The sequence below is a fragment of the Bradyrhizobium sp. BTAi1 genome (assembly GCF_000015165.1).
Lineage (GTDB): Bacteria > Pseudomonadota > Alphaproteobacteria > Rhizobiales > Xanthobacteraceae > Bradyrhizobium > Bradyrhizobium denitrificans.
Window position 1 is genome coordinate 2,239,081 of sequence record NC_009485.1, and the last position, 25,278, is coordinate 2,264,358.

The following is a 25,278-nucleotide window of genomic DNA, read 5'->3' on the forward strand; positions in this document are numbered from 1 at the left end:
TCATACCAGTGCTCCTTTCGCCTGTTCGAGCATCTCGTCGGGTGCAAGCTCTTTGCCGTCGCGCAGCACCAGCGCGCCGAACGTCGCGGCGAGCGCAGCACAGATCGCGAGCGCTGCCGCCTCTTCGCGCGGATCGCCGCCCCATGTGAGCGTCATCGCGACATCGCGTTCGTCCTGACGCGGCGCGACCGCGCTGAAGCGCAAGCCGAAGCCAGCGTCCTCTCCATCCAGCGTGCAGGGCAGGTAGCTCGTGCTCTCCAGCGGCCTATACGTCTCGTCGAGTGTCAGCGTGAAGGGGAGGCGATCGATCGCCTGCTGCAAAGATGCGCGCTCAGGCACCTCAGCGCGCTTCAGATAGGCGGTAACAACGCGGGCCATCCCATCTCTCCCGTCGGCATGCGCACGATGCTGGTCGCACAGCCGTTCCCCCGGGCGCGGAGACAGGCTTCTGGCCCGAATCCGACGCGACGACATCAACAATCTCCGACATTGCTGCCGGTCAGTGTCGTCAGATCAAGTTTCGTGCCAGTTGGCCGAGGATCAATGCAGGCGATGGCTGTCCGGGTCGTCGTGCGCAGACGTGAGTTGCGCGATCGCCCCCGATTGATGGTGCACCATCCGCCAGACGCCGCCGATGCGCGCGAAGTGATTGGCGGCGGCGAGCGCCGCCCCATCCACCAGCTCGATGCACAGAACGTGGCCGTGGTCGCCGTCGACGATCGCGTACGGATCGGCGCAGACGATCTGGGGCCGTCCCGGATTGTTGATGATGTCGCGCCAGGTTCCGATCACCGCGCCGCGGCCAATGATCGGCGACCATCCCGGATGGATGCAGGAGATGCCGTCGCGATCGGCCCAGAGCGCCGCAAGTGCGGCAAAATCACCGGCCGCGAAGGCTGCATAGAAGGCCGCGTTGGCCGCCAGGAGGTCGCTCTCGTCACTCATCATGATGAGGTGGGCCAAGCCGCTGGCAAAATCAAGCGATGTTTGGAAACTCACATCGTTGGCCGGCAAAAACTTGCAAGCTTCTTGCAAGACCCGCTTGCAACGTCCTTGCAACGCATCAGCCGAGGTCCTGCCATGCTCGAAACGGCCATTGTCGGGGGTGGATTGTGCGGAATCGCACTTGCACGCAGCTTGCAGCAACGCGGCGGCAGCTTCGCCTTGTTCGAAGCCCGACATCGCCTGGGAGGACGTGTCCTGTCTGCGCGCAGCAGGACGGGTCTGGCGCTGGATCTCGGTCCGACCTGGTTCTGGCCCGACACCCAGCCGCTGCTGACCGGGCTGATTGCGGAGCTTGGCCTGTCTGATTTCGCCCAGCACGATGACGGCACGGTTCTGCACCTGAAGGAGGCGGACAAGAGCCCGGAGCCAATCAGCGGGCCGCCACTTCACCAGGGCGCGCGCCGGCTCTCGGGCGGCATGACCAGGCTGATCGAGGCGCTCGTCCGTGATCTCCCGCCGTCCAGCATCCATACCGGCCATGAGCTGATGCGCGTCATCGATTGCGGCACCCATGTGCGACTGGTCTTCGCGACATCGACCGAATCGGTCGCCATCGAGGCCAAGCGTGCGGTGCTGGCGCTGCCGCCGCGGCTGCTGATCGATCACGTCGGTTTTCGCCCCGAGCTCGACGATGCGACCTTCGAGGCGATGCGCAGTACGGAGACCTGGATGGCGGCACAGGCCAAGGTCGTGATCGCCTATGACCAGGCGCGTTGGCGTGACAAGGGCCTGTCCGGCAATGCCTTCGCGAGCCACGAGCAGGCTGTCGTCGGCGAGATTTTCGATGCTTGCGACGAAGGAGGTGACCGAGCTGCGCTCGGCGGCTTTCTCGCCTTTGCGCCAGCTCTGCGCGAGACTTTCGCCGTCGGTCTTCCGATGTTGATGGACAGCCAGATGGTGCAGCTGTTCGGCGCGGAGCTGGATGGCGGCGAGCAGCATTATCAGGATTGGGCGACCGAGCGCTTCACCTGCAGCGCACTGGACCGCACCACGCCGCGCGGCGAACACAGCGAGATCGCCAGCCCGATGCTGCGGCGGCCGCTATGGGACGGGCGGCTACATCTCGGCGGCGCCGAGACTGCAAGCCATGCGGCCGGCTATCTCGAAGGCGCAATCAATGCGGCCCGGCGCATCGAGCGCGCGATCGCCCGCGCAGCCGACGCGCCGGTCGGCGCGCGCGCCGGCGTGGCCCTCGACGAGGGACTGACCGGCAATGAGGCCAGCCTCGCCTGGTTTGCCGCCTGGGTCGCCGCGCAGCGCGATGCGGCCTTCGACGACTACCGCCAGCGGCTCAACCGCAGCCTCGCGACGCAGCAGCGGGAGCAACTGACACAGCTCGCGGTTCTCGGCGCCATCGAGCAGGTGTTCGCAGCCGCGCTGCAGGTGCTCGATGCCCTGACCTTCGACATGCGCAACGTGGCGGTCGAGCGTGGGCGCTCGGCTTTGATGCCGGAGATCCAGAAGCCGTTCCGCGATGTCATGCAGTCGCTGCTCGACGATGCCATCGCCTTCAACCGCACCTCCTGTGCGCTGTCGAACTTTCCGTTCGAGCACAGGCCGCCGAAGGATTATGTGCAGACCATCCTGCGCGACATCGCCGCCGCCTGGCAGGAGTTCTCGCTCGCCGCCAATCACCTGTTGCTGGCCAAGGCTGACGCGGTGCGCCAGCCGAGCGGGGTGTCGTCGTGACACCGGAACCGTCGGGTGACGACCGATGAAGCTGCAGATCGAACGTCCGACCATCGAGGCCATGGCGGCGGCCTTTCCGCACCTCACCCCTCTCAAGGAGCAGCTGCGGTTCGGTGACAAGGTCGAGGTCAACGTCGCGCAACTCGCAGGCGCCGAGCTGGAGTTCTTGCGCGACGTCTATCAGAAGGCCGGTCCCGAATGGCACGCGCGCGCGGCGCATATCGTGACCCTGCAGCGGGCGTTCAACGATGCCGGCGCGCGCTTTGCCGAGAACGAGCTGGAACAGGTTCTGCCCGCGATCGCGCGCTATCTGACCTCCGGTGCCATCCGCGGCTGGATGTTCACGGCCAACGTGGCCAGCCGGCCGCTGCCTTATGTCGTCACACGGCTCGACTACACGGCGCCGTCCAATGACGAGGCCGGCCGCGTCTTCATCGAGCTGAAGGCCAACGCCAAGGGATCGATCACCACGGCCACCTTGCGCATTTCGGCCGGTGACATCGTCGGCCGGACCGTCGCCGAGATCTTCGCCGCCAAGGGCGTCCTCAAGGAGACGCCGGAGTTGATCGCCGCCTATGACGAGACCTCCGAGCGCTATTTCGCCTGGCGCGGTCGCTATGGCGCGCAGTTCTCCGGCCGCGGGACCGGCTTTTTCGCCGATGATCCGAACGCCTCGCATCGGGACCTGGACTGGTCGCGAAAGGACGTGATCGTGCTGTCGTCCGGCGGCGGCAGCGCGCGGCTGGTCAATGACGAAGGGATTCTGACCGAGCGTGCGCTCACGCTCGAGGTCACCGGCGACATTCTCGGGCAGTATTTGCGCAAGGCCGCCAAGAGCAATCTCTACGATGCCGAGCAGGAGGTCGAGGACTCCAAGGCGGCGATCCCGAAGGGGATGTTCTGCAAGATTCCTGTTCATCCCTACATGCTGATGTTCCACCTCGATCTGCACCATTATCTCTGGGTGCATGCCGACGATATGACGCCCTATGCCTATCAGCCCGAGCTGAAGCAGAAGCTGGTGCTGCCGGAGGAGCAGACCGACCTGATCGACATCCTCACCGCCGAGATGGATCTGTTGATGGACGATATCGTCGCCGGCAAGTCGGGCGGGACCACGGTGTTGTGCGCGGGTCCCCCTGGCGTGGGCAAGACGCTGACGGCGGAGGTCTATGCCGAGATCATCGGCCGGCCGCTCTACCGGGTGCATTCCGGGCAGCTCGGGCTGAGCGTAGCAGCGATGGAGACCGCCCTGAAGGATGCGCTGACACGGGCGCAGCGCTGGGGTGCGGTGATGCTGATCGACGAGGCCGACGTCTACATCAAGCGGCGCGAGGACGACATGACCATGAATGCCGTCGTCGGCGTGTTCCTGCGCGTGCTCGAATATTTCAACGGCCTGCTGTTTCTCACCACCAACCGCATCGACGATATCGATGAAGCGATCGTATCGCGCTGCATCGCGCTGATCAAATTCCAGGCGCCGGATGCCGCAGCGCGCCGGCGGATCTGGCAGGTGATGTGCGAGCAGTTCGGGCTGAAGGTCGAAGCCGGCTTGGTCGAGTTGCTGGTCGAGACGTTTCCGGGCGCCTCGGGGCGCGACATCAAGGGGTTGGCCAAGCTCGTCGCCAAATATTGCCACCACAAGAGCGTGCGCCCGACCATCGACGTGTTCCGCCGCTGCGCGATCTTCCGCGGCATAGATCTCGGTGATCATGCCGCCATGGCAGAGGCGGCGGAGTAGAACGCCGCTCTGCTCGCCTCCGGCTGGCGAGAGGTGAGACCCTGGCGTCGACGCCAACGGCCGAAATCCCGTTGGCACGTCATTGCGGAGCGGAGCGACGAAGCAATCCAGGGCCGCGCGCGTGGCTGTGGATTGCTTCGCTGCGCCGCTGCGCTCGCAATGACGCCGTCGCGTTGATGGAGCTCATAAGCTCCAGGGTTGGCAGCATGGCACCAGCACTGCCTGTGCGGCCGTGGTCGAGAAGGACCTATAGCTCCTGCACGAGCAGGAGCTACTCGGCACTCTTTCCCAGCGTCGCCGGATTATACCCTTCCTCGCGCAGCACGCGCTGCACGACGGGCCGTGCCAACATCCGCCGGTAGTGCGCCAGCAGATTGGCCGGCAGCGCGATCCCCGTCTTGTCGGCCCAGAACGCGACATAGAACTGGATCGGATCGGCGACCGAGAAATCGCCGCCGAGATAGGGCTGCTCGCCGAGTATCCGGCTCAGGATCGCAAAGCCCTTCACGACGATATTGCGGCCGAGTGCGCGCACCGACTCCTGGTCGGCCTCGTTGCGGCTGAAGGTCGGTGTCGCGAAGATGCGGGCGAAGCCGTGGCCGTGCACGGTGCCGGAAATGTAGGTCATGGCCTCGAGCAGCCGGGTTTCGGTTTCGAGGTCGCTCGGCCACAGCTTCGCCCGCGGCCTGGAGCGGCCGAGCCAGTAGGCGATCGCCGGGACCTCGGTCAGCACGCTGCCGTCGGTGCGCACCAGAGCAGGGATCGTGGATTTCGGATTGATGGCGACGTAGTCCGGCTTGAAATTGTCGCCCGCCGGGAGATTGACGATATGGGCTTCGAACACCTCCTCGAGCTCCTCGAGAATGATGTGAATGCCGGTCGAGCAGGAGCCCGGCGTCATGTAGAACTTCATCGCGGCCATCATTGTCTCCCACGCGACATCGCACGTGCTTTCGATGCACGCGGCACGCTTCATGCAAGGATCGGGACAATTTCCAGAGGGACGTGCCGTGGCTCGGCAAGCCGAGCTGCCGTCGTCAGCTTTGCGACAGGAGACGACATCACGGTCCCGCTGCTCCCGTCGCATCGATCAGGGAGTGCCGTGCATGACCGAACGTGAGCCCGAAGTCTTCGTCATCTGTCCCACCACGAGCCTTGCGAGGGGCGAGGCGAAGGCGTTCAGCCTGTCGCGGATTGGCGACAATGGCGAGGCGCGGCCGTTTCCGATCGTCATCGTCCACACCGCTTCGGGTGGCTTCGTCGGCTATGTCAATGCGTGCCCGCACGAGGGCAAATGGCTGAACATCGGCAGCGGCCAGTTCTTCAATGCCGACCGGACGCTGCTGCGCTGCGGCCGTCATGGCGCGACGTTCGAGATCGACACCGGCCTGTGCCACGCCGGCGCCTGCGAAGGCCAAAGCCTCGAGCCGATCGCGCTCGCCGTCATCGACGGCGACGTCTGCCTGTGCGGCGTCGCGCTGGTCGAGGATGTCAGTTTCCCTGATCCGTTCGACGATCTTGATGAGACCATGGAGATCATGATCCACCCGGATTGACAGATGCTGCCTGCCGTCATTGCGAGGAGCGAAGCGACGACGCAATCCAGAGTCTTGGTCCATCTCTGGGTTGCTTCGCGCGCAATGACGCTCATGGGGTCAACGGCGTTCGACGCATCTCCTAAAACCCATCCGCCTTCTTGCCCCAGGGATGGCTGCCGGGCACCAGCTGAGCCTTGATTCCGGCCTTCTCGACATCGGCTTGCGACCTGAAGAATGTTGCCTCGTGCACCAGCGTGCCGTTCTTCGTCGTCACAGCGACATAGCGTGCCACCGTATCGATGTCGCAGAGATAGCCGCCGCCGGGATCGGCGGCGCTGCGCAGATTGCCATCCCAGTCCACGAAGAAGCCGTCACTCGCCATGTTGGTCTCCATTTGGTTCATGCGTCTCAGGGGCGGGCTGATCGGCGACCAGTTGCGCATAAGCGCGCGCGACGATGGTTCGGCATTGCAGCAGGCGCGCATGCTCGGCCTTGCCGATGCTCACCGTCTCGTCGTCGCCGTCGGTCGCGGCCATTGCCGCCTGCCATGCCTCGAACAGCGCCTTCTCGAGCTGATAGATCCGCTCGCTCGCCCGCTCCAGATAAGGGACCGGATTGGCGCGGACATTGGCCTCGTGCAGCGCGTCGAGGCTGAGCAGCGTTCGGAACCGGCGTTCGATTTGGCGCTGCTGCATCCCGAAATCGTGCTCGATGACGGTCATGGTCTCACCTCCGGCACCGGACGGGCCGTGGCCTTGGCCGCGTGACGCAACAGGCTGAGGCATTCGAGCGATGCGGCCATGTCGAGCGCCGTGAAGCCGTCGAGCGTCTCGGCGCTGATATCGGCGCCCTTGGCGAGGAGATGTGCGACCACGTCCGCTCTGCCGGAAGACGACGCATACATCAGCGCCGTCGCGCCATTGTCGTTGCGGTTGTCGAGATCGATGCCGGCCTCGACCAGCGCATCGATGGCGTCCAGGTGCTGGCCGACGCAGGCGAGCCACAGCGCGTTGTTGCCGTCGGCGTTGATCGCAGCGACCGCCGCGCCGGCGGCGAGCAGCTCGCGGATGATGGCGACATTGCCGAGATAGGCCGCCTTCATCAGCGGCGTGGTGCGATTGGCGATGCGAGCGTCGACGTCATCGGCGGGAAATCCCTCCGCGGCGAGCCAAGCCGCCAATGTCGGGCCGACATTCGCCGAGCCGTTCTGCGCCGGGACGCGCTGCCGCCACGCTTCGTAGCCGCCATCGAGGCTATAGACCTCCGCGAAGCCGAAATCGGAGAAGGTCTGCGCATACTCCTGGCTGGCATGGCCGTGATAGCAGTAGATCAGGATCGGCGTGCGCCGGGTGGTGCCGGAGATCAGCGCCGAGAGATTGCCCTGGGTGAGATGCTGCGCGCCGGTGATGTGGGCGGCGTTGAACGAGGCGCGGTCGCGCACGTCGAAGCGCAGCACGTCGTCGCGCAGCAGCAGCTCGGCGGCCTGGCCGACATCGATGCGTTGGAACGGGATACGCGGTCTCATGGCAAGGCTCCCGACTCATTGCGCGTGCGGCCGGGATAGGCCGGCAGCGTGGTGATGCGGTCGTCGGCCAGGGGGCGGCCGACGGTGAAGTGGTAGAGCGTCTGATGATCGGTGCCGGCGACGCCGAGTATCTCGTGCACGGACTCGTCGAAGAAGCAGCCGATGCCGGTGCCGCGCAGGCCCGCCGCCTCGGCTTCGAGATACAGCACCTGGCCGATCAGGCCGGCCTCCCAATGAAGTTGGCGATAGCGCCAGGGAGTCTCGCGGATGAGTGGGGCGAACTCGGCGAGCATGGCCACCGCAAAGCAGCTGTCGCCGGCGATGGCCTGATGACAGCTCGCGGTCCGGATCACGCCGCGGCTGTCGGTCGGCAGCAGTTGAAACAGCGGCAGACGATCGGGCGCGCGCGCGACGCGTTGCCAGTCGAACTCGGCACGCAGCGCATGGCGCAGATCGCTTTCGGCCTCGCCGCTGCGGGGCAGCGCATAGAGGCCGGGCGTGAGACCCTCGACGCGATGCACGAACAGCAGCGGATGCAGCCGCGGCGTGAACGGCCAGGCCTCCCAGGGCGGTGCGGCGCGCGGCAGCAGCGCGTCGAGCAGCTGATGGAATGCGGCGAGCGCCATCGTGAATTTCGCATCGAAGCGCTGGGCGCTGCGGCGGCCGAGAATGAGTTCGGCTGCGCGCGCAGGGGATGGCGAGGCGCGCGGCGGGTGGGGTGGCGGCGCGGCGGCCGCATCACGTCCGCCGCCGCGCGTCGCGGCGCTCACCTCGGCGATCACTGGCCAGCGATAGAGCGGATGGCGGTCGAGCCTATTGGCCTGTCCCGTCCAATCATCGTCGATCGCGGCAGCAGCGGGCAGTGGCGGCGGCGCGCCTGCGGCCGCGTCGCGCGGCGTGATCGCGAGCAGTACGTCGGCATCCTCGGCCTCGACGCCGGCGAAATCGCTGGCGCGATCGAGCCCCATGAGTGCGGCCAGCCTGCTGCTGTCGAGGCCGTCGACGACGCGGGCGGTCCAGCCGAGCGCGGCGGCCGCGTAGCTGACGGCGCCGATCGCGTGGCCGAGATCGAGCTGGCAATAGCGGAACGCGCGCTCGCCATATTTCCACGCCTCGCGCCAGTGGATCGAGGACAGGCCGAGCCATAGCCGCGGCTCGTTTGTTGAAGCCATGGCCCGCCGGCAGCGCTGCTCCAGCACGTGATCGCGGCTGACATAATGATGCAGGCCGTCGCCGAGACCGCTGACATGCTCCGCGATCACATAGGCTTCGGTCGGATGCAAATTGCCGCTCGAAGGATTGCAGCGCAGCGCCCAGCGATCCGGGCCGAACTCTTTCCACGCGCTGAGCCCGAACGACAATTCCAGCAGCAGCGCGACGCTGTCGATGGTCAGTGGTTGCGTGGGAGCGGTGCCATTGCAGGCCTCGGCGAAGCTCGTGGCGAGACGGTCCGAGGTCAGCGGCAGCGCCGTGCGCGGGCTGCCGGCGAAGTCGCGGAACGGATTGGGCTGCGCATCCCAATCCAGCGTCTCCGGTCCCGCCGCATAGCGCTTCAGGCTATGCCTGGTGCGGGCATGGTAGGCGAGCGCGATGTCGGCCGCGGCCGGGAGCTCTGCCGCGCTGGACGGTGACACGGACATGATTCCTCACAAGGCGCGACGCGTGTATCCGCGCATGGGGGATGGTCGCTGGGTGACCGGATGCGACGGAGCAAATTCCGTTCCGACGAGCTCCGGCTGTCTCCACATCGTCATTCCAGGCTCGCCGCTGCGCGTTGCCCCGGAATGACGATAGAGAAGCGGTCGACGGCGGATCTCCAAACAAGCGAAGAGATACGCTTGTCGCCGCAGATCGTGTGCGACTTCGGACAGATTCCATCCGGCGCTGTCCGGTTTTCGACATCAGTGCCGGTGCGCGCTGCCCGACGCCGTGGCGTCGATCAGCACGGCGACCTTGGCCGCAATCGACAGCCATGCCTGGTGCGCGTCGACCTTGTGGCCAAGCTTGAAACTGTCGGCCATGCGGGTCGCGAAGGCCGGTCCGTCGCTGCCATGCTGGTGCGCGATGATCCACGCGGTCTGCCACAGATCGGTCTCGGTGGTCACGGCGCTACAGATCCAGCACCAGCCGGTCGCCTTTGGCGCGCGACACGCAGGGCAGGAAATAGCCCTCGGCGCGCTGTGCCGCCGACAGGCGCTTGTCGCGATGGTCGATCTCGCCCTCGACAACCCTGGTCTTGCAGGTGCCACATAGGCCCTGTTCGCAGGAGGTCGCGATCTTGACGCCGTGCTCCTCGAGAAACGCCGTGACGGTCTTGTCGCCCGGTATCTTGAAGGTCGCGCCGCTGCTCTTGATGGTGACGTCGAACACCTTGTCGAGCAGCGCGGCGGCCGCCTTCGCGGTGAAGCGCTCGATATGGATGCGCTCCTCGGCGAAGCCCTTCTGCTTGGCCTGCGCGATGATCGGATCCATCCACCAGTCGACGCCGCAGATGAACAATTGGGTGTCGTCGGGACGGTCGGCGAGTAGATCCGCCGCTTTCAGCAGCTGATTGTCCTCGCTGGATTCCGTGTAGTACCTGGTATTCTCGGCGAAGGACGAGCCCTCGATGGTGCCACGGAACGAATCCGGCGACATCAGCGCGAACACATAGTGCAGCTCGAACGGGATGGCCTTGGCCTTCAGCGTGTCGGCGATCGACAGGATCGGCGTCACGCCGATGCCGCGCGCGACCAGCAGCGCGCGCTTGGTGTCCTTCGGGATCTTGAAGCGGTTGCGCGGCCGGCTGACCTGCAGCCTGTCGCCTTCCTTGATGTCGAGATGCAGCGCCTTCGAGCCGCCGCGGCTGTTGGCATCCTTCCAGACGCCGATGCAATAGCGGTTGCGCTCGGCGGCGCTGTTCAGCAGCGAATATTGCCGCGTCAGCCCGTTCGGCAGGGTGACGTCGATATGGCTGCCGGGGGTGAAGCCCGGCAGCGGATGGTCGTCCGCCGGGACGAGCTCGAACGAGGCCATGTTGTGCGCCTCGATGGCCTTCCTGGCCACGACGACGGTGTGCAGGGTGTCGGACATCTGACAACTCCATCTTGCGACCCGGCTGATGAGCAGCCGATGCAAAGGGAGGGCCAGCGGTCGGGCGTGTGTCACTGCGCGTCGATCGCGTCCGCCTTGGCGCCGCCGGCGACCGAGTAGCGCATCGGCACCTTGCGGGTCTTGAGGAAGGCCTCGAGGGTTTCGCCGCGGAACGCCGCATAGACCTCCGGGTTGGAGACGCCGATCACCGCGGCCATCTTTTCCAGCATGAAGAAGCTGACACCGCGCCTGATCATCTCGATCCATCTGCGGTTCCGGATCAGCTCGCGCTCCTCTTGCGTGAGGCGGTATTCATCCGCCAGCGCGTCGAATTCCTCAATGAATCTCTTGCGATGCGCCGGGATGACGAGCCGGTGCAGGAAGTCGTTGATGCGGAAATTGGCCTGGCTGCGCGCGTGGGTGAACGGGTAGGTGCCGGGCAGCGTCTCCGCGCCCTGCAGCTCATGGGCGATATGCGCGCGATAGGCCGCGACCTCCCGCGGGTCTGGCGCAGTGCCGAGATCCTCGAACACCAGCGTCGCGATATTGGTCACCGATGGCGCGTAGGTCTGTTTGTGAACCAGGCGGACCTTGTCGGAGAGCGCGCCGCGCATGATCAGCCACATGATCACCTCGGCGCCTTCCATGCCGCCCTTCACGGCGTAGTCGGCGATCCGCATCGCCGTCAGCCCCTCGGGCTCCTTCTCCAGCAGATCGAGAAATTCGTTGTCCCAGTCCTCGTTGAGGAAGCCGGCACGCTCGCCATGGACCTGGTGCGACAGCCCGCCGGTGGCGAAGATCGCCACCTTCAGATCCTCCGGATAGCTCTCGATCGCCTTGCGCAGCGTCCTGCCGAGCTTCCACATCCGCTTGGCACTGGGAATCGGCAGTTGCAGCACGCCGACCTGCAGCGGGACGACGGTGCCCGGCCATGGATCGCTGGCATCGCCCATCATCGACAGCGGCGACAACAGGCCATGATCGACCGGCTTGCCCTGGAAGAACGACAGGTCGAACTCGTCGGCGACCATCGCCATGGCGATGTGCTGCGACAGGCCGAGATGGCCTCTCGCCGGCGGGACGTTGCGTGGTCCGCCGCCTTCGTCGGCCGCGACATAGCTGTCGTCGATGCCGAGCGCGAACGCCGAGTAATGGTCGAAGAAGAACGAGGTGACGTGGTCATTGTAGATCATGAACAGGACGTCGATGTCCGTCTTCCTCACCCAGTCGCGGACCACCGCGAAGCCGTCGAAGATCGGCTTCCAGGCGGGGTCGTTCTGCTTGTTGGTGTCGCGCGCAAAGCCGATGGTGGGCGAGTGCGACGCGCCGATGCCGCCGATGATCCGGGCCATGTCTCCCTCCGCGAAATGCGACGCCGCCTCTGGCTGACGCGCGGCGGCACGTGGCCGGCGAGCCTAAGAAGTTTCCCCGGCTAGACAATGATGCTATTGTGCACGGATCGTTTCTCTGTATGGACGCATGAGTCGAAGATGAAGTGGCGGATCGAGGACATTCCCGTGTTCCATGCCGTGGTGGCCACGGGCGGCATGACCGGGGCGTCACGCTCCCTCGGTATGCCCAAATCCTCGGTCAGCAAGTCGGTCGCCCGCCTGGAGCAGGACCTCGGCATCCGGCTGTTCGACCGCAATTCGCGGCGCGTCCGCGTCACCCGTGAGGGCGAATTGTTCTTCCAGCAATGTCAGAAGATCCTCGACCAGGTGTCGGAGGCCGATGCGGTCATGACCGGGCTGGTCGATGTGCCCAGCGGCCGGCTGTCGGTCGCGCTGCCGCCGGCCTTCTGCGAGGAGATCCTCGCACCCAAGCTCGCCGAATTCCACCACCGTTATCCGCGCATCGAGCTTGATGTCGAGGCGACCACGCGGGCGATCGACATGCTGGCCGATCGCTTCGACATCGCGGTGGTGGTCGGGGTGCAGGAGGATTCCGAGCTGGCGCAGAAGGTCTTGATCGGCGGCCGCCTGATCTGGGTGACGAGCCCGGCCTATCTCGCCGCGCATGACATCGGCGACGACATCCGCGCCTTGGAAGCTCATCTGATGATCTGCGAGCGCCGCTACGGCGACCGCACCTTGACGATCAAGCAGCACGGCCATCTCGTCCGCTTCGACGTCGGCCCGCATGTTGCCCGCATCAACAATCCCCTGGCGGTGCGCCGCGCGGTGGCGCATGGCGCCGGCGTCTCGTTCCTGCCGGAGCATTATTGCGTCGAGCTGCTCGACGAGGGCCGGCTGGTCGAGATCGGCAAGGAGGTCGTGTTCGACACCCGCGCCGCCCAGCTCACCGCGATCTTTCCGAGCCGCAAGCTGATCTCCTCGCGCGCTCGCGCCTTCCTGGATTTTCTCGAGGAGATCTGCGCCGAGCCCCGCACGCCTTGATCGCTCCGGCCGCCGCCTTCACGGCAGGCGGTGGAAGGATGGCGGCAGGGGCGCGCGGACCAACTGGCTCAGGTCCAGGGTTTCGCCGCTCTCGGCGATGTCCGAGAACAGCACCTCGACGAAGGGATGCTGACGGTTGGCCGCCGCGCCGCGCTGATATTTCGCGCTCACGATCCGTGCGAGGGCTGCAAGGTTTCGTTTTCCCAGAGCGTTGTACTGGCTGCGAAACAGGCTCTGCCGCCCGCCCGCATGCTCGATCTGTTCGGCCCAGATGTCCATCACCTTGCGGCTGATGAAGGCCTCGACGCCCGTCGTGCCATCCTGGGCGAGCAGGCGCAGTCCATCCATCGTATGCGGCTGCTCGTCGACGCAAAATTGGCTGAGTGACATCTGCGATCCTCGTCTGTTGTCGTGCACCGGCGATCTTGCCGGAGAATTGAGTGCGGTGATCGGCGCATCGAACGTGTAGGAGAAGCCCGTCGGCGGATAGCTTAGCTGCACCTCGCCCCCGAACTGCATGCCGAGCGTTTCGATCAGCCGGGTGCCGAAGCTTCGGCTGGCGGGCTCTTGGACCGTCGGGCCGTCGCGTTCGGTCCAGACGAGATGCAGGTGCTGCTTCGGCCGATCGATGGTCCAGACGAGATCAATGCGGCCCGTCGGGACCGACAAGGCGCCGAACTTCAGCGCATTCGTGCAAAGCTCGTTCAGCGTCATCGCCATGACCACAATGGCATTCGACGTCACCGGGACCTCGGGGCCCAGAATCGAAAATCGCGAGACGTCCGGGTCGTCGAAGGCCTGGATGGAGTTGCGGATCACGGTGCCGAGGTCGGCGCTGGACCATCGCGCTTGCAGCAAGAGGTCGTGCGCGCGCCCGAGGGCCTGGAGCCGCCCCGAAATGGCATGCTGAGCGTCCTTGGCTGCCGGCAGGCCGCTCAGGCTCTGCGAGACGATGGCGCCGACGGTTGCGAGCGTGTTCTTGATGCGGTGCTGCAGTTCCTCGAGAATGAGCCGTTGCAGCCCACCGACGACCTCGCGCTCTCTCGCCTCGATCTCGGCCTTGTCGAGCAACGCCTTTGCATTGCTCTCGGCCTCGGCGAGCAGGCGCTTCAGCCCGCGAATCTCCCGCACCAGAAAGTCCGGGTCTACGACCGTTCCGTGAAGATGCGCTTTCGTGGTGAGATCGATCTTGAGCATGGGCCGAGATGTCCTCGCACTGGATGCCGCCATCGGAAGATGTCGATCAGCGCGCAAGAGAAGGCCGCGGCTCGGCCTTCACTTCGTCCGCAGCCCAATCCGCCCGCTGAAATGCCTGAGGATTTCGGCAGCGTTGGCGAGGACCTTGGCCTTCCTGACGGCTGCGGCGCGTTCACCGCCAGGCTGCATCAGGCCGGCTTTCGCGAGCGCGCTCTCCGCTTGCAAACTGAGCGCCGTATCCAGCGCCGAGGGATCTCGTTGATCCGGTGCGGAGGAGCCGACAGGCTCGGCCGGCATCGGCGGCCCGCCGCGCGGGGCTACCATCGGACGAGTACCGCAACGATGATCAGCAAGCCGAAGAAGATCGGCACGAGGAGGGGCGGCACCAGCCATTCGCGAATACCGGCCTTGGTGCTCAATTGCGGGATGTTCGACATGCTGTCCGCCTTCTGGTCGCGGCGGGAGCGCAGGGCTCTCAGTCACCGATGGCAGCCGGGGAGACGCGCGGTGATCATCCATATGTGGTGCGTGCGCCCGCAATAGCGAGGCCCGGCCGAAAACTAATATCTTGACGCGGCATTCGCAGGTCCGTTGCGGTCACCCGCGAGCGCCGGCTTGCTCGAATTCTTACTGATTTGTCGTTCCTGATCAGCCGGTGCTGATCAGGACGCCGATCGCGTCAGTCTCAGTAGCGGCCAATTCCGACGCTCACGCCGGGGGCACGGATGCCGATGCCGCCACGGTCGTCATCATCACGACGCTCGCGCCGGCCATAGCCATAGGCGCCGCGATCTTCGCGGACGATCGTGCGGTGTCCGCGGTCTTCGCGCCAGCAGCGGCCGTTCTCGGTGCAGACCATGCGAACCTGCTGGACGCTGTTATCTGGGACACCCGACAGGCCCGCTGTGAGCGGCGCAGCCGAGGCGGCTGCAGTCAACAATGTCGTCACAGCGGCGGCGAGAGTGATCGTGAGAGCCTTGATGGCCATGATGGATCTCCAGGGGGGACGTGTCACAGGGGTGATATGTCATGGAGCCAATAGGCTCGCGGCCGCATGGTTCCCAGGGCCCGGAATTTCGTTGTCGCGCACGTCAAGCGCCAAGCGGTCAGCGCAGCCGGTGACTCTCGCGCGGAAGCGGTTTATTGAGCGCGGCTCCGGATTGACGCGTCAGGTGAGAGGGGGCCGGTGATGACTCTTCGCGAGCAGTGGGAAGACCAGGCCAGCGCGTGGCTGGCCTGGGCGAGGGCGCCAGGTCACGACAGCTTCTGGCGTCATCATGGCGAGCAGTTCAACCGCCTGCTGCCGCCGCCGGGTGTCCTCACGCTGGACATCGGCTGCGGCGAGGGCCGGCTCTCCCGGCAGCTCACGGCCGGCGGCCACAGAGTGGTCGGCCTCGATGCCTCGCCGTCCCTCATCGCCGCGGCGAGGCAGGCCGACCCGTCGATCGCGGTCATTCGCGCCGATGCGGCCGCGCTGCCGCTGGCCGATGCCTGCGCCGATCTCGTCATCGCCTTCATGTCGCTGCAGGATGTCGATGCGATGCCGGCCGCGATCGGCGAAGCGGCGCGGGTGCTCCGGCGCGGCGGCCGCTTCTGCATGGCGATCGTCCATCCGCTGAATTCGGCCGGGCGGTTCGAGAGCCCGGCGCCGGATGCGCCCTTCGTCATCAAGGGAAGCTATCTGGATTCCTTCACCTTCAGTGACGCGGTGGAGCGCGACGGGCTGAACATGACATTCCACAGCGCGCACCGCCCGCTGCAGAGCTATTTCGCAGCGCTGGAGAGCGCCGGCTTCCTGATCGAGGCGCTGCGCGAGCCGTCGACACCCGAGCAGATCATCACCCGCGACAGCAGCCGGCGCTGGCTGCGGGTGCCGCTGTTCCTGCATCTGCGCTGCCTGCGCCCGTAGAGCCGGAACGCCGTCACGCGTTCCGGCTGGATGGCGATGTCAGCCCCGCCGGGCCGCCTCGATCGCGGCGACGTCGATCTTGTGCATCGTCATCATCGCGGCGAACACGCGCTTGGCGACGTCACCGCCTTCGGTCATGGCGTCGGTCAGCGCGCGCGGCGTGATCTGCCAGGAAATGCCCCATTTGTCCTTGCACCAGCCGCAGGCGCTCTCCTTGCCGCCATGGCCGACAATGGCATTCCAATAGCGGTCGGTCTCGGCCTGGTCGTCGGTCGCGATCTGGAACGAGAAGGCTTCGCTGGGCGTGAACGCGGGTCCGCCATTGAGGCCGAGACAGGGGATGCCGCACACGGTGAACTGCACCGTCAGGACGTCGCCGGCCTTGCCTGATGGGTAATCGCCAGGTGCGCGGTGGACGGCGGTCACGCGGCTGTCGGGAAACACCTCCGCGTAAAAGCGTGCCGCGGCCTCGGCGTCCTTGTCGAACCACAGGCAGATCGTGTTCTTGTTGTTTGCCATCGGGCTTCCTTCTCTCGCAAATGCAGGCTGCACGTCACGCCGGATGTGCAGTCCTCGGAATAGGCTCAACGCCAGCTCGTCTCGCCTGGCTGACCCAAGGACGGTCCTCGCGGACACAGCCCGACACGTTGCTCGCCTGATCCTGAGATTTTTTTGAGAGCCTGCATCAGGGCTGACCATGGGCACGCGGTCCAGGGCGATCGCTAAGCGATGCTCCAGGCGCGGCTTCCCGGATCGGTTATCGACGCCGGCGGCTGCGCCAGCCCGCCACGATCTGATCTTCATCGAGCACGCCCAGCCGGGTCGACGGTCCCTCCACAACGGTGGCATTGACCTTGGCGATGTCAGCATTCAGCGCGGCGATCTCGCGACGGACTGCGGCTTCGTCCGCCATCTTCTCGATTGCCGCCAGCTGCTTTTCCACCCTGCGCTGCAACTCCAGCGCGGGCGGCAGCATCGAGATCTGCTCGCGCCGGATCAGCTGTTTCACCCACCACAGCGGATCGTGCTCGTCGCCGAGATTTGCAAGCGGCTGGCCCGCCCCCGGCAGATTGTCGAAGGCGCCTTGGCTCTGGGCTGCTCGGATCTGCGCCTCGACCCACGACTCGAAGCTCGTCGCCAGCGGTTTGCGCTCGGTCATGACAGGCCAGCCTTTCGCAATCGCAACGCCGCGATCGTAGCAGCTCGCCGCGGTGGACGCCACGCCAGCCGGTGCGCCGTGTCCGGATGGAACGGCGCCGCACGCTCAAGATCCCGGACAAGGCAGGCGATCGAGCGCAGCCGGCGTGTGGCGCGCGGCAAACATTTGTATTGCTATTTTTCCGAAATCATGGTCTTCTCGGCTCATCCCGCCTCAAGCAGAGGGACGGACGCGTCGTCACGAACGTGGAGGTGGGCTGCGATGGACGTGACGGCTGCGCCGGACGAGCGCAGGCGTGACGGACGGCAAAGTCGTGTGGTCCTGGCCTCTCGACGCTGAGGTCTGCGCAACGCGCCACAAGCGCGTTGTCGCAAATGGGGGCAAGAACGCCGATCCCCAGGGAGAGCACGAAGGACACCGTTAAAACCGTCGCGCGGGGAAGGCCGGGTCTGTCCGGCTGGACCTGTGGTGACTGCCGCCTGCTTTCTTTGTTGCAGGCGGGCCACGGGGCCTCAGCCGAGGCCCGGCCTTCCCCGCGCCCTCTCATTGTTCAGGAGGGCAAGATCGCTGCATCACCCGGGCATCACATGCCGCGGGACGAAAGACGCCTGTCTCCCACACCTGATGATGAGGCCGAAGATGTTGATCATTTGCCCCGCTGTCGTCCCGGACAAGCGCGCAACGCGCGCGCCGATCCGGGACATAACCCTAGGGAGACGTGCGAGGCACGATGTTCGCCCCGTCTCTCCCAGCCACGACGACCACGGCGTATGGGTCCCGGGTCAGTATCCGCCAACGCTGGCGCGTTGCCGCACTTCCCTGGGACGACAGCGGGCATGAGGCGAGCTGCGGGGCCCGCCATGACTCTGCCGGGGGTTTTGCAGCGTTCACCCGATCCATGTATCCAGCAGCCGCACAATCAGGAGGAATGCCACCATGACCAAGACCGCCGCCGAGATCGAGGACGACCGCCAGATCCGCGAGCTGCTGCAGAACTGGGCGATCTGGCGCGACGCCGGCGACTGGGAGCGCTTTCGCACGGTCTGGCATCCGGACGGACGGATGATGGCGACCTGGACGCAGGGGACGGGCGACGAGTTTATCGAGATCAGCAAGGCGGCCTGGGCCAAGGGCGTCAACATCCTGCACTTTCTCGGCGGTATCTCGGTCGATCTCGCAGGATCCCGCGCGATCGCGCAGACGAAGATGACGATTTCGCAGCGCGCCGAGGTCGAAGGCGTGCTCTGCGATGTGCTCTGCACCGGCCGCTTCTACGACTTTCTCGAAAAGCGCCAGGGCAAATGGGGGATCGTGCTGCGCCAGCCGATTTACGAGAAGGATCGCATGGACCCGGTGACACCCGGCGCTGTGCCCGCGCTCGATGATGTCCTGCTGGAGCAGTTTCCGGTTGGCTACCGCCATCTCGCTTATCTGCAGACCCGCATCGGCTACACGGTCAAGCGCGACATGCCGGGATTGAAAGGGCCGGAGGTCGAGGCGCTCTACGCGCGGGGGGCAGCCTGGCTCAAGGGCGAGCCGGTGTGATCAATCCGGGGGGCGCCGCGTCCGATCAGGAGCGGCGCAACCCGACGCGCTTGCGACGTGCCTGCGGCCGGCACCGTCTGATCCGGCCAAGCCCAAATCTCGTTCTATGCCCGGCGACGTGAGGGAACATGGCAGAGGCGGCGCGGCAGCCGATCGGGATCCAATCTGTCCCGCGCCGGACCGGCGGGAGCGCTGAGCGAAGACAGCCGGCGGCCGATCGAGGCTGCCGCTGGAGATGAAAACGCCCGGCCGAGAAGCGGATTGTATACCGAGAACGGTAACTTCGGACGGAATTACAAGAGAACTTGCCGGAAAGGCGCGTCTGATGTATACAATTCATGGCGGTTGAGTATACCGACCTGCCAGTATACTAATATATCAGCGAGGAAACGTGATGGCTGCTTCGTTCCCCATGAACGCCTGGTATGCCGCTGCCTGGGATGCCGAGGTCAAGCAGGCTCTGCTGCCTCGCACCATCTGCGGCAAGCATGTGGTGATGTACCGCAAAGCCGACGGCTCCATCGCAGCGCTCGAAGACGCCTGTTGGCACCGGCTGGTTCCGCTGTCCAAGGGACGGCTGGAAGGCGACACGGTCGTCTGCGGCTATCACGGCCTGAAGTTCAGCCCGCAGGGCCGCTGCACTTTCATGCCGTCTCAGGAAACCATCAATCCGTCCGCCTGCGTGCGCGCTTATCCGGCCGTCGAGCGTCATCGTTTCATCTGGTTGTGGATGGGCGATCCGGCACTGGCCGATCCGGCCACGATCCCCGACATGCACTGGAATCACGATCCGGCCTGGGCGGGCGACGGCAAGACGATTCAGGTCAAATGCGACTACCGCCTGGTGGTCGACAATCTGATGGACCTTACGCACGAGACCTTCGTGCACGGCTCGTCGATCGGCAATGATGCGGTGGCGGAAGCGCCGTTCGATGTCACCCATGGCGAGCGCACCGCGACCGTGACGCGCTGGATGCGCGGCATCGAGCCGCCGCCGTTCTGGGCCAAGCAGCTGGGCAAGCCCGGTCTGGTCGACCGCTGGCAGATCATCCGGTTCGAGGCGCCATGCACGGTGACGATCGATGTCGGCGTCGCGCCGACGGGGACGGGCGCGCCGGAAGGCGACCGTTCGCAGGGCGTCAACGGCATGGTGCTCAACACCATCACGCCGGAGACCGACAAGACCTGCCATTATTTCTGGGCTTTCGCCCGCAACTACCAGCTCACCGAGCAGCGGCTGACGACCGAGATCCGCGAGGGCGTGTCGGGCATCTTCCGCGAGGATGAGCTGATCCTGGAAGCACAGCAGCGCGCCATGGACGCAAATCCGGGACGCGTCTTCTACAATCTCAACATCGATGCAGGGGCGATGTGGGCGCGGCGGATCATCGACCGGATGATCGCGCGCGAGACACCGCTGCGCGAAGCCGCGGAGTAATCGGACATGGCAGAGCGTGAGAATGAGCGCTCGATTTCCCAGACTGTTCGTGCGCAGCTGACGCTGCGCGACCTGATCCTCACCGGCGCGCTGCGGCCGGGCGAGCGCATCTCGGAGCTGCAGGCGGTGGAAGCTGCCGGCGTCTCGCGCACCCCGGTGCGCATGGCGCTGGTGCGGCTGGAAGAGGAGGGGCTGCTGGAGGCGATTCCGTCCGGCGGCTTCATGGTCAAATCGTTCTCCGAGCGCGACGTGCTCGATTCCATCGAGATTCGCGGCACGATGGAAGGTCTGGCGGCGCGCATCGCCGCCGAGCGCGGCGTCTCCGTGCGCGATACCGAGCCGATGCGCGAATGCCTGGCGCAGATCGACGAGCTGATCGCGCCGGCCGAAATTTCCTTCGACGCGTTCTCTGCCTATGTCGCGCTCAATGCCCGCTTCCACGCGCTGCTGGCCGAGCTGTCGCGCAGTGCGCCAGTGATCCGCCAGGTCGATCGCGCCAGTGCGTTGCCCTTTGCCTCGCCGAGCGGTTTCGTCATGGCGCAGTCGGCGCTGCCCGAGGCACGCCATATCCTGGTCGTGGCCCAGGAGCACCATCGCATCGTCGTCGATGCGATCGAGAACCGGGAAGGCGCGCGCGCCGAGGCGATCATGCGGGAGCATGCCCGGCTTGCAGCCCGCAATTTGCGCCTGGCGGTCAGGACGCGCGGACCTATGGACCTCGTTCCGGCCGCAGTGCTGATCAAGACGCAGACCGAGAGCTGAGGAGACCATCATGCGCTTCCAGGACAATTGGTCGCCCGCCACGCTCGTGGCGACGCGCGATCTCGCGCCGGGCATTCGCGAGTTCATCCTGCGGCCGGACGGCTATGCCTGCGCGCCCTATCCGGTCGGCAGCCACATCAAGGTCAGCGTTTTCATCGCGGGTCAGGCGGATGTCCGCTCTTATTCACTGGTCGGCGAGGCCGACCCGCGGGGTTACCGGATCGCGGTGCGCTTCGCCGAGGATTCGCGCGGCGGCTCACGCTATCTGTGGTCGCTGCAGCCGGGCGCCCGGCTCGACGTGACCAGCCCGACCTCGCTGCTGCAGGTCGACTGGCAGCGCCAGCATTATTGTCTCGTCGCCGGCGGCATCGGCATCACACCCCTGGTCGGTGCCGCGCAGGCGCTGATGCGCAAGACGCCGAATGTCGCGCTGCATTATGCGGTGAGATCGCGCGGCGATGCGGCCTATCTCGATGAGCTGTCGCCGCTGCTCGGCGATCGGCTTGCGGTCTATGCGGCCGACCAGGCGCAGCGGCTCGATCTGGCAGGCCTGTTCGCCGGCTTGCCGGCCGGCACCGCCGTCCTGTTCTGCGGTCCGATGCGGATGCTGGACGCCGCGCGTGCGGCCTGGGCCGCATGCGGCCGGGCGTCGTCCGACCTCAATTATGAGACGTTCGGATCATCAGGTCGTCTGGCGACCGAGCCGTTCAAGGTGCGGCTGCGCGGCAGCGGCGAGGAGATCATCGTGCCGCGCGATCGCTCGATGCTCGATGTGCTGAATGCAGCAGGACACGAGGTCATGGCCGATTGCCGCCGCGGCGAATGTGGGGTCTGCGCGATCGACGTGGTTGCGGTCGAAGGCGAGATCGATCATCGCGACGTGTTCTTCAGCGAGGAGCAGAAGCACGACAATCGCAAGCTCTGCGCCTGCGTGTCCCGCGCCCATGGCGTCGTGACAATCGACACGTTGGAGCGCGCTGACGCGTTGTGAGGTCCATGGTTGTGAGGTCGGCGTAAGGTCAGCGGCTATTTGTCGGTCAGGCTGACTGGCGTTTGCACTTGTGCTCCGGTCGACGACCTCCGGCCGCTCTGCTCGGCGGCCAGCGCGGCGCGGGCCGCCTTGAGCCGCGCATCGGCATCCTTGTCGGCGAGCAGCGCGTCGGTGAGGTTGGCGTCTGCGGTGTGCGCCGCCTCGGTCGCCGCTTTCGCCGCGGCGATATTGGCGGGATTGGGATTGGCCTTGGCCAGCGCGTCGGCGGCGTTGCGATCGGCCACCGCCTTCTCATTGGCCGCCAGCGCGGCATCGAGATTGGCGTCGGCGACGGTCTCCGCAGCTTCCGCGGCGGCCAGCGCCGCGGCGGCCGGACTGAGCGGCGGACGCGGCTTGGCCGTGCGGTCCGAAGCTGGCGCCACCGGCCTCGCGCTGGGCTGTGGGGGCGGCAGCGGTTGCGCGGCCACCGGCGGCGCGCTGGGGTGTTGGATTGCAGGAGGTTGCAGCGACGGCATCGCGGGAACGAGGTCGAGCGGCACCATGCGCGCGAACGAACTGCGCGCGTCGCGCATGAGGCCGCCCATGACGTCGTCGAGCGGATCGGCCATTGCAGTCCCGCTTGATGCTGCGCAGCCCAGCACGGCGATTGAGCCGAGGACGTGTCTGGCGGTGATGCAAACGGTCATCCGAGCCTCCATATCCGAAGAGGTCGGCCCAACCGATCTCCTGGCGCTCGCCGTCTGCCTTATTCCGGAAATGCGGGCGCAGGGTGGTGTGATCGTGAAGGACGCTGCCCGACATGCGCCGCTTCTGCCACATTGGTTTCAGGCGAGCTCCTCGCGGACCCGCGTTGCCGCCGCACACATCGCCTGCAATTTGCCGAAGGCGGTCGCGCGCGGCAAATACTTCATGCCGCAATCCGGCGCGACGACGAGATGCTCCGGTGCCACGATGTTGAGACCGCTGCGGATGCGGGCGGCGATCACGGCGACCGGTTCGACCTCGGGATCGCCAAGATCGAGCACGCCGAGCACGATGGTCTTGGCCGAAAGATCCTTGAGAACGCCGAGATCGAGCCGCGGCTGCGCCGCCTCGATCGCGATCTGCTCCGCGCAGCAATCAGCGAGTTCGGACAGGAACGGGTATCCGGTCGGTTTGCTGGAGCCGGGCACGATGGCCGCATAGCCGAAGCAGACGTGAACGATGGTCGGAACCGTAATATGATCGAGCGCCCGGTCGATGGCTTTCACCGCAAAACGCCGCGCAGCCTGGGGATTGTTGCGCACCCAGGGTTCGTCGAGCTGGATGACGTCGGCGCCCGCCCTTTGCAGATCGCGCGCTTCGGCATTGACGACCTCGGCGAAGGCCATCGCGAGCGCCTCGTCGTCCCGGTAGAAATCATCCTGCGCCTGCTGGGCCAAGGTGAACGGCCCGGGCAAGGTGATCTTGGCGGCGCGGCTTGTGTTGCGGCGGAGGAACTCCATGTCGCGCAGCTCGATCGGATACTTTCGTCTGATCGGCCCGACTACGCGCGGCACAGGCGTCTTGAGTCCCGAAGGCGAGACGATGATGGCCGGATTGTCGGCATCGATGCCGTCGAGCGCGGTGGCGAAACGGTTCGAGTAGCTCTCGCGCCGGATTTCGCCGTCCGACACGATGTCGATCCCGGCTTGCTCCATGTCATGGATCGCGACGATCGTCGCATCGTCCTGAGCGTCGTCGAGCAGCGGCCGCTGGATCCGCCACATGCCCTGCATGCGAATGCGGGGAACCGACTTTGCGAGCATGGCGCGATCGACCAGCCAGTCCGGCTGCGGGTAGCTTCCGACCACGGTGGTCGGCAGAAGATGTCGAGGCATGGTCACCGCGCTGGTCCTCTCCGCGATCCGGCTCGCTTGGGCAGAATGTCAGCATACGATATTATCGGCCTGGCGATACAACCTGGCGTTTTATTTGTTTTTGGACCGTCATGAAAACGGGTCGTATTTTCCGCAGTTTGCACGATGGCGCGCGGCCAAGACGAGGACCAGCAGCATGACGATGCGCCACATCCTGACCCTCAACGCCGGCTCGTCGTCGATCAAGTTTGCACTGTTCGAGGACGCGGCCGGCCCGGTCGAAATCCTGCGGGGCCAAGTCGAAGGGCTCGGTACCGCGACGCCGCATCTCGAAGCCCGTTCGAGCAGCCGCATCTTGGCTGATGAGCGGCTCGATCCGGAAAGGGCGACCGATCATGAAGCGGCTCTCACCGTGGTCATCGATGTTCTGCAGCGCGCTGCCGGTCGCGCGACCGTCGATGCGATTGGCCACCGCATCGTCCATGGCGGGCTCGCCTTCACACGGCCCATCGTCGTCGCCGATGAGGACCTGACGCGTCTCGAGGCGCTCAATCCCCTGGCGCCGCTGCATCAGCCCCACAATCTCTCCGGCGTTCGCGCGGCGCACCGGGCTTTCCCCGGCGCGCTGCAGGTGGCTTGCTTCGACACCGCCTTCCACCGCTCCCATCCCTGGGTCAATGATACCTACGCCTTGCCGCGCGAGCTCTATGAGCAGGGCGTCCGGCGCTACGGCTTCCACGGTCTGTCCTATGAGTACGTGATCTCGCGATTGCAGGAGATTGCACCGCAGGCCGAGAAGGGGCGCGTCGTCGTCATGCATCTCGGCAACGGCGCGTCGATGTGTGCGATTCGCGACGGGCGGAGCATCGGCTCGTCGATGGGCTTCACCGCGCTCGACGGATTGCCGATGGGTACGCGCTGCGGGCAGTTGGACCCTGGCGTCGTTCTCTACCTGCTGCAGGAGAAGCGGATGACCGCCGCGGCGGTCACCGATCTCCTCTACAATCATTCGGGTCTCAAGGGCCTGTCGGGACTGTCGCAGGACATGCGTGAGCTGGAAGCGGCGGATACGCCGGAGGCCCGGCAGGCCGTCGATTATTTCGTCGACCGGATCAGGCGCGAGCTCGGCGCCATGGCGGCGGTCCTCTCCGGCGTGGACGCGATCGTGTTCTGCGGCGGTATCGGCGAGCACGCCTGGCGCGTTCGGGAGCGCGTCTGCCGAGACTTCGAATGGCTTGGCATCGCGCTCGACGCGCGCCGGAACCGCGCGAGCGCAACCGTGATCTCGTCGGAGGGCTCGGACATCAGCGTGTTCGTCATCAACACCAACGAGGAGCTGATGATCGCGCGGCACACTGCGCAGCTGCTTGCAGCAGGAGGGAAGACCTGATCCAGCCGGCCAGCCCTGTCGATTTGCCGCTTGCATGTCCCGGTTTTTTGGTATCTCCAGGATGAAACAACAAGAGAGCC

27 protein-coding genes and 1 pseudogene are annotated in these 25,278 nt (G+C 65.8%); 10 read left to right on the forward strand and 18 right to left on the reverse strand.

The window, feature by feature from the left end:
- Positions 1-378, reverse strand: coding sequence for a hypothetical protein (locus BBTA_RS10065; protein ID WP_012042376.1), 378 nt, complete (start codon positions 376-378; stop codon positions 1-3).
- Between the two features lie 162 nt (positions 379-540).
- A complete protein-coding gene (locus BBTA_RS10070) occupies positions 541-945 on the reverse strand; it encodes a nuclear transport factor 2 family protein (protein ID WP_041751354.1) in 405 nt (134 codons plus the stop codon).
- A 135-nt stretch (positions 946-1,080) separates the two neighbouring features.
- On the opposite strand from BBTA_RS10070, the gene BBTA_RS10075 reads away from it, so the two are divergent.
- Positions 1,081-2,694 (forward strand): FAD-dependent oxidoreductase, encoded by a 1,614-nt coding sequence (locus BBTA_RS10075; RefSeq protein WP_012042378.1) that lies wholly within the window; start codon positions 1,081-1,083, stop codon positions 2,692-2,694.
- Positions 2,695-2,719: 25 nt separating this feature from the next.
- On the forward strand, positions 2,720-4,438 hold the full coding sequence (locus tag BBTA_RS10080; RefSeq protein ID WP_041750521.1) for an ATP-binding protein: 1,719 nt from the start codon (positions 2,720-2,722) through the stop codon (positions 4,436-4,438).
- Positions 4,439-4,709: 271 nt separating this feature from the next.
- On the opposite strand, the gene BBTA_RS10085 is transcribed toward BBTA_RS10080, so the two are convergent.
- Positions 4,710-5,351, reverse strand: a complete 642-nt coding sequence (locus tag BBTA_RS10085) for a glutathione S-transferase family protein (protein ID WP_012042380.1) — start codon at positions 5,349-5,351, stop codon at positions 4,710-4,712.
- 193 nt (positions 5,352-5,544) lie between these two features.
- Here BBTA_RS10085 and BBTA_RS10090 point away from each other — a divergent pair, with 193 nt between their 5' ends.
- Complete coding sequence (locus BBTA_RS10090; RefSeq protein ID WP_012042381.1) at positions 5,545-5,994, forward strand: Rieske 2Fe-2S domain-containing protein; 450 nt, start codon at positions 5,545-5,547, stop codon at positions 5,992-5,994.
- A 121-nt stretch (positions 5,995-6,115) separates the two neighbouring features.
- On the opposite strand, the gene BBTA_RS10095 is transcribed toward BBTA_RS10090, so the two are convergent.
- From BBTA_RS10095 to BBTA_RS10125, 7 genes are all read right to left on the reverse strand, one after another.
- Positions 6,116-6,358 carry a hypothetical protein gene (locus tag BBTA_RS10095; protein WP_041751355.1) on the reverse strand — a complete coding sequence of 81 codons (243 nt, stop codon included), beginning with the start codon at positions 6,356-6,358 and terminating at the stop codon, positions 6,116-6,118.
- Positions 6,348-6,698: a hypothetical protein gene (locus BBTA_RS10100; RefSeq protein ID WP_012042383.1), complete on the reverse strand. Its 351-nt coding sequence runs from the start codon at positions 6,696-6,698 to the stop codon at positions 6,348-6,350. The genes BBTA_RS10095 and BBTA_RS10100 overlap by 11 nt, the downstream gene beginning before the upstream one ends.
- On the reverse strand, positions 6,695-7,432 hold the full coding sequence (locus tag BBTA_RS10105; protein WP_012042384.1) for an ankyrin repeat domain-containing protein: 738 nt from the start codon (positions 7,430-7,432) through the stop codon (positions 6,695-6,697). The genes BBTA_RS10100 and BBTA_RS10105 overlap by 4 nt, the downstream gene beginning before the upstream one ends.
- A gap of 65 nt (positions 7,433-7,497) precedes the next feature.
- Positions 7,498-9,141, reverse strand: a complete 1,644-nt coding sequence (locus tag BBTA_RS10110) for a SagB/ThcOx family dehydrogenase (RefSeq protein ID WP_012042385.1) — start codon at positions 9,139-9,141, stop codon at positions 7,498-7,500.
- 261 nt (positions 9,142-9,402) lie between these two features.
- Positions 9,403-9,606 carry a hypothetical protein gene (locus BBTA_RS10115; protein WP_012042386.1) on the reverse strand — a complete coding sequence of 68 codons (204 nt, stop codon included), beginning with the start codon at positions 9,604-9,606 and terminating at the stop codon, positions 9,403-9,405.
- A 4-nt stretch (positions 9,607-9,610) separates the two neighbouring features.
- Positions 9,611-10,573 (reverse strand): PDR/VanB family oxidoreductase, encoded by a 963-nt coding sequence (locus BBTA_RS10120; protein ID WP_012042387.1) that lies wholly within the window; start codon positions 10,571-10,573, stop codon positions 9,611-9,613.
- A 71-nt stretch (positions 10,574-10,644) separates the two neighbouring features.
- A complete protein-coding gene (locus tag BBTA_RS10125; protein ID WP_012042388.1) occupies positions 10,645-11,925 on the reverse strand; it encodes a gallate dioxygenase in 1,281 nt (426 codons plus the stop codon).
- Positions 11,926-12,063: 138 nt separating this feature from the next.
- Between BBTA_RS10125 and BBTA_RS10130 the strand changes: the two genes are divergently transcribed.
- Entirely contained in the window at positions 12,064-12,969 is a 906-nt protein-coding gene (locus BBTA_RS10130) for a LysR family transcriptional regulator (protein WP_012042389.1), read from the forward strand.
- An 18-nt stretch (positions 12,970-12,987) separates the two neighbouring features.
- Here the strand turns inward: BBTA_RS10130 and BBTA_RS38780 are convergent, their stop codons facing one another.
- The 4 genes and pseudogenes from BBTA_RS38780 to BBTA_RS10145 all read right to left on the reverse strand — a co-directional run bounded on the left by BBTA_RS38780 (position 12,988) and on the right by BBTA_RS10145 (position 15,154).
- Positions 12,988-13,359, reverse strand: a complete 372-nt coding sequence (locus BBTA_RS38780) for a signal transduction histidine kinase (protein WP_083780775.1) — start codon at positions 13,357-13,359, stop codon at positions 12,988-12,990.
- A gap of 372 nt (positions 13,360-13,731) precedes the next feature.
- A pseudogene (locus tag BBTA_RS41785) lies at positions 13,732-14,199 on the reverse strand (HWE histidine kinase domain-containing protein); the annotation flags it as partial.
- Between the two features lie 45 nt (positions 14,200-14,244).
- A complete protein-coding gene (locus BBTA_RS10140) occupies positions 14,245-14,463 on the reverse strand; it encodes a hypothetical protein (RefSeq protein WP_148221424.1) in 219 nt (72 codons plus the stop codon).
- Positions 14,464-14,851: 388 nt separating this feature from the next.
- Complete coding sequence (locus tag BBTA_RS10145) at positions 14,852-15,154, reverse strand: hypothetical protein (RefSeq protein ID WP_083780631.1); 303 nt, start codon at positions 15,152-15,154, stop codon at positions 14,852-14,854.
- Positions 15,155-15,355: 201 nt separating this feature from the next.
- On the opposite strand from BBTA_RS10145, the gene BBTA_RS10150 reads away from it, so the two are divergent.
- Positions 15,356-16,075 carry a bifunctional 2-polyprenyl-6-hydroxyphenol methylase/3-demethylubiquinol 3-O-methyltransferase UbiG gene (locus BBTA_RS10150; RefSeq protein ID WP_012042392.1) on the forward strand — a complete coding sequence of 240 codons (720 nt, stop codon included), beginning with the start codon at positions 15,356-15,358 and terminating at the stop codon, positions 16,073-16,075.
- Between the two features lie 39 nt (positions 16,076-16,114).
- On the opposite strand, the gene BBTA_RS10155 is transcribed toward BBTA_RS10150, so the two are convergent.
- Together BBTA_RS10155 and BBTA_RS10160 are read right to left on the reverse strand one after the other, a co-directional pair.
- On the reverse strand, positions 16,115-16,594 hold the full coding sequence (locus BBTA_RS10155) for a VOC family protein (protein WP_012042393.1): 480 nt from the start codon (positions 16,592-16,594) through the stop codon (positions 16,115-16,117).
- A 238-nt stretch (positions 16,595-16,832) separates the two neighbouring features.
- Positions 16,833-17,234: a DUF1992 domain-containing protein gene (locus BBTA_RS10160; RefSeq protein ID WP_012042394.1), complete on the reverse strand. Its 402-nt coding sequence runs from the start codon at positions 17,232-17,234 to the stop codon at positions 16,833-16,835.
- Positions 17,235-18,170: 936 nt separating this feature from the next.
- On the opposite strand from BBTA_RS10160, the gene BBTA_RS10165 reads away from it, so the two are divergent.
- The 4 genes from BBTA_RS10165 to BBTA_RS10180 all read left to right on the forward strand — a co-directional run bounded on the left by BBTA_RS10165 (position 18,171) and on the right by BBTA_RS10180 (position 21,970).
- Positions 18,171-18,779: a nuclear transport factor 2 family protein gene (locus BBTA_RS10165; RefSeq protein ID WP_012042395.1), complete on the forward strand. Its 609-nt coding sequence runs from the start codon at positions 18,171-18,173 to the stop codon at positions 18,777-18,779.
- Positions 18,780-19,173: 394 nt separating this feature from the next.
- Positions 19,174-20,217 (forward strand): aromatic ring-hydroxylating dioxygenase subunit alpha, encoded by a 1,044-nt coding sequence (locus BBTA_RS10170; RefSeq protein ID WP_012042396.1) that lies wholly within the window; start codon positions 19,174-19,176, stop codon positions 20,215-20,217.
- A 6-nt stretch (positions 20,218-20,223) separates the two neighbouring features.
- A complete protein-coding gene (locus BBTA_RS10175) occupies positions 20,224-20,979 on the forward strand; it encodes a GntR family transcriptional regulator (RefSeq protein WP_012042397.1) in 756 nt (251 codons plus the stop codon).
- A 10-nt stretch (positions 20,980-20,989) separates the two neighbouring features.
- Positions 20,990-21,970 (forward strand): PDR/VanB family oxidoreductase, encoded by a 981-nt coding sequence (locus BBTA_RS10180; protein ID WP_012042398.1) that lies wholly within the window; start codon positions 20,990-20,992, stop codon positions 21,968-21,970.
- Positions 21,971-22,005: 35 nt separating this feature from the next.
- Here the strand turns inward: BBTA_RS10180 and BBTA_RS10185 are convergent, their stop codons facing one another.
- Together BBTA_RS10185 and BBTA_RS10190 are read right to left on the reverse strand one after the other, a co-directional pair.
- Positions 22,006-22,656 carry a hypothetical protein gene (locus BBTA_RS10185; RefSeq protein ID WP_012042399.1) on the reverse strand — a complete coding sequence of 217 codons (651 nt, stop codon included), beginning with the start codon at positions 22,654-22,656 and terminating at the stop codon, positions 22,006-22,008.
- Between the two features lie 138 nt (positions 22,657-22,794).
- Complete coding sequence (locus BBTA_RS10190; RefSeq protein WP_012042400.1) at positions 22,795-23,829, reverse strand: cobalamin-independent methionine synthase II family protein; 1,035 nt, start codon at positions 23,827-23,829, stop codon at positions 22,795-22,797.
- Positions 23,830-24,004: 175 nt separating this feature from the next.
- Between BBTA_RS10190 and BBTA_RS10195 the strand changes: the two genes are divergently transcribed.
- Positions 24,005-25,198 carry an acetate/propionate family kinase gene (locus BBTA_RS10195; RefSeq protein WP_012042401.1) on the forward strand — a complete coding sequence of 398 codons (1,194 nt, stop codon included), beginning with the start codon at positions 24,005-24,007 and terminating at the stop codon, positions 25,196-25,198.
- Positions 25,199-25,278: the final 80 nt, after the last annotated feature.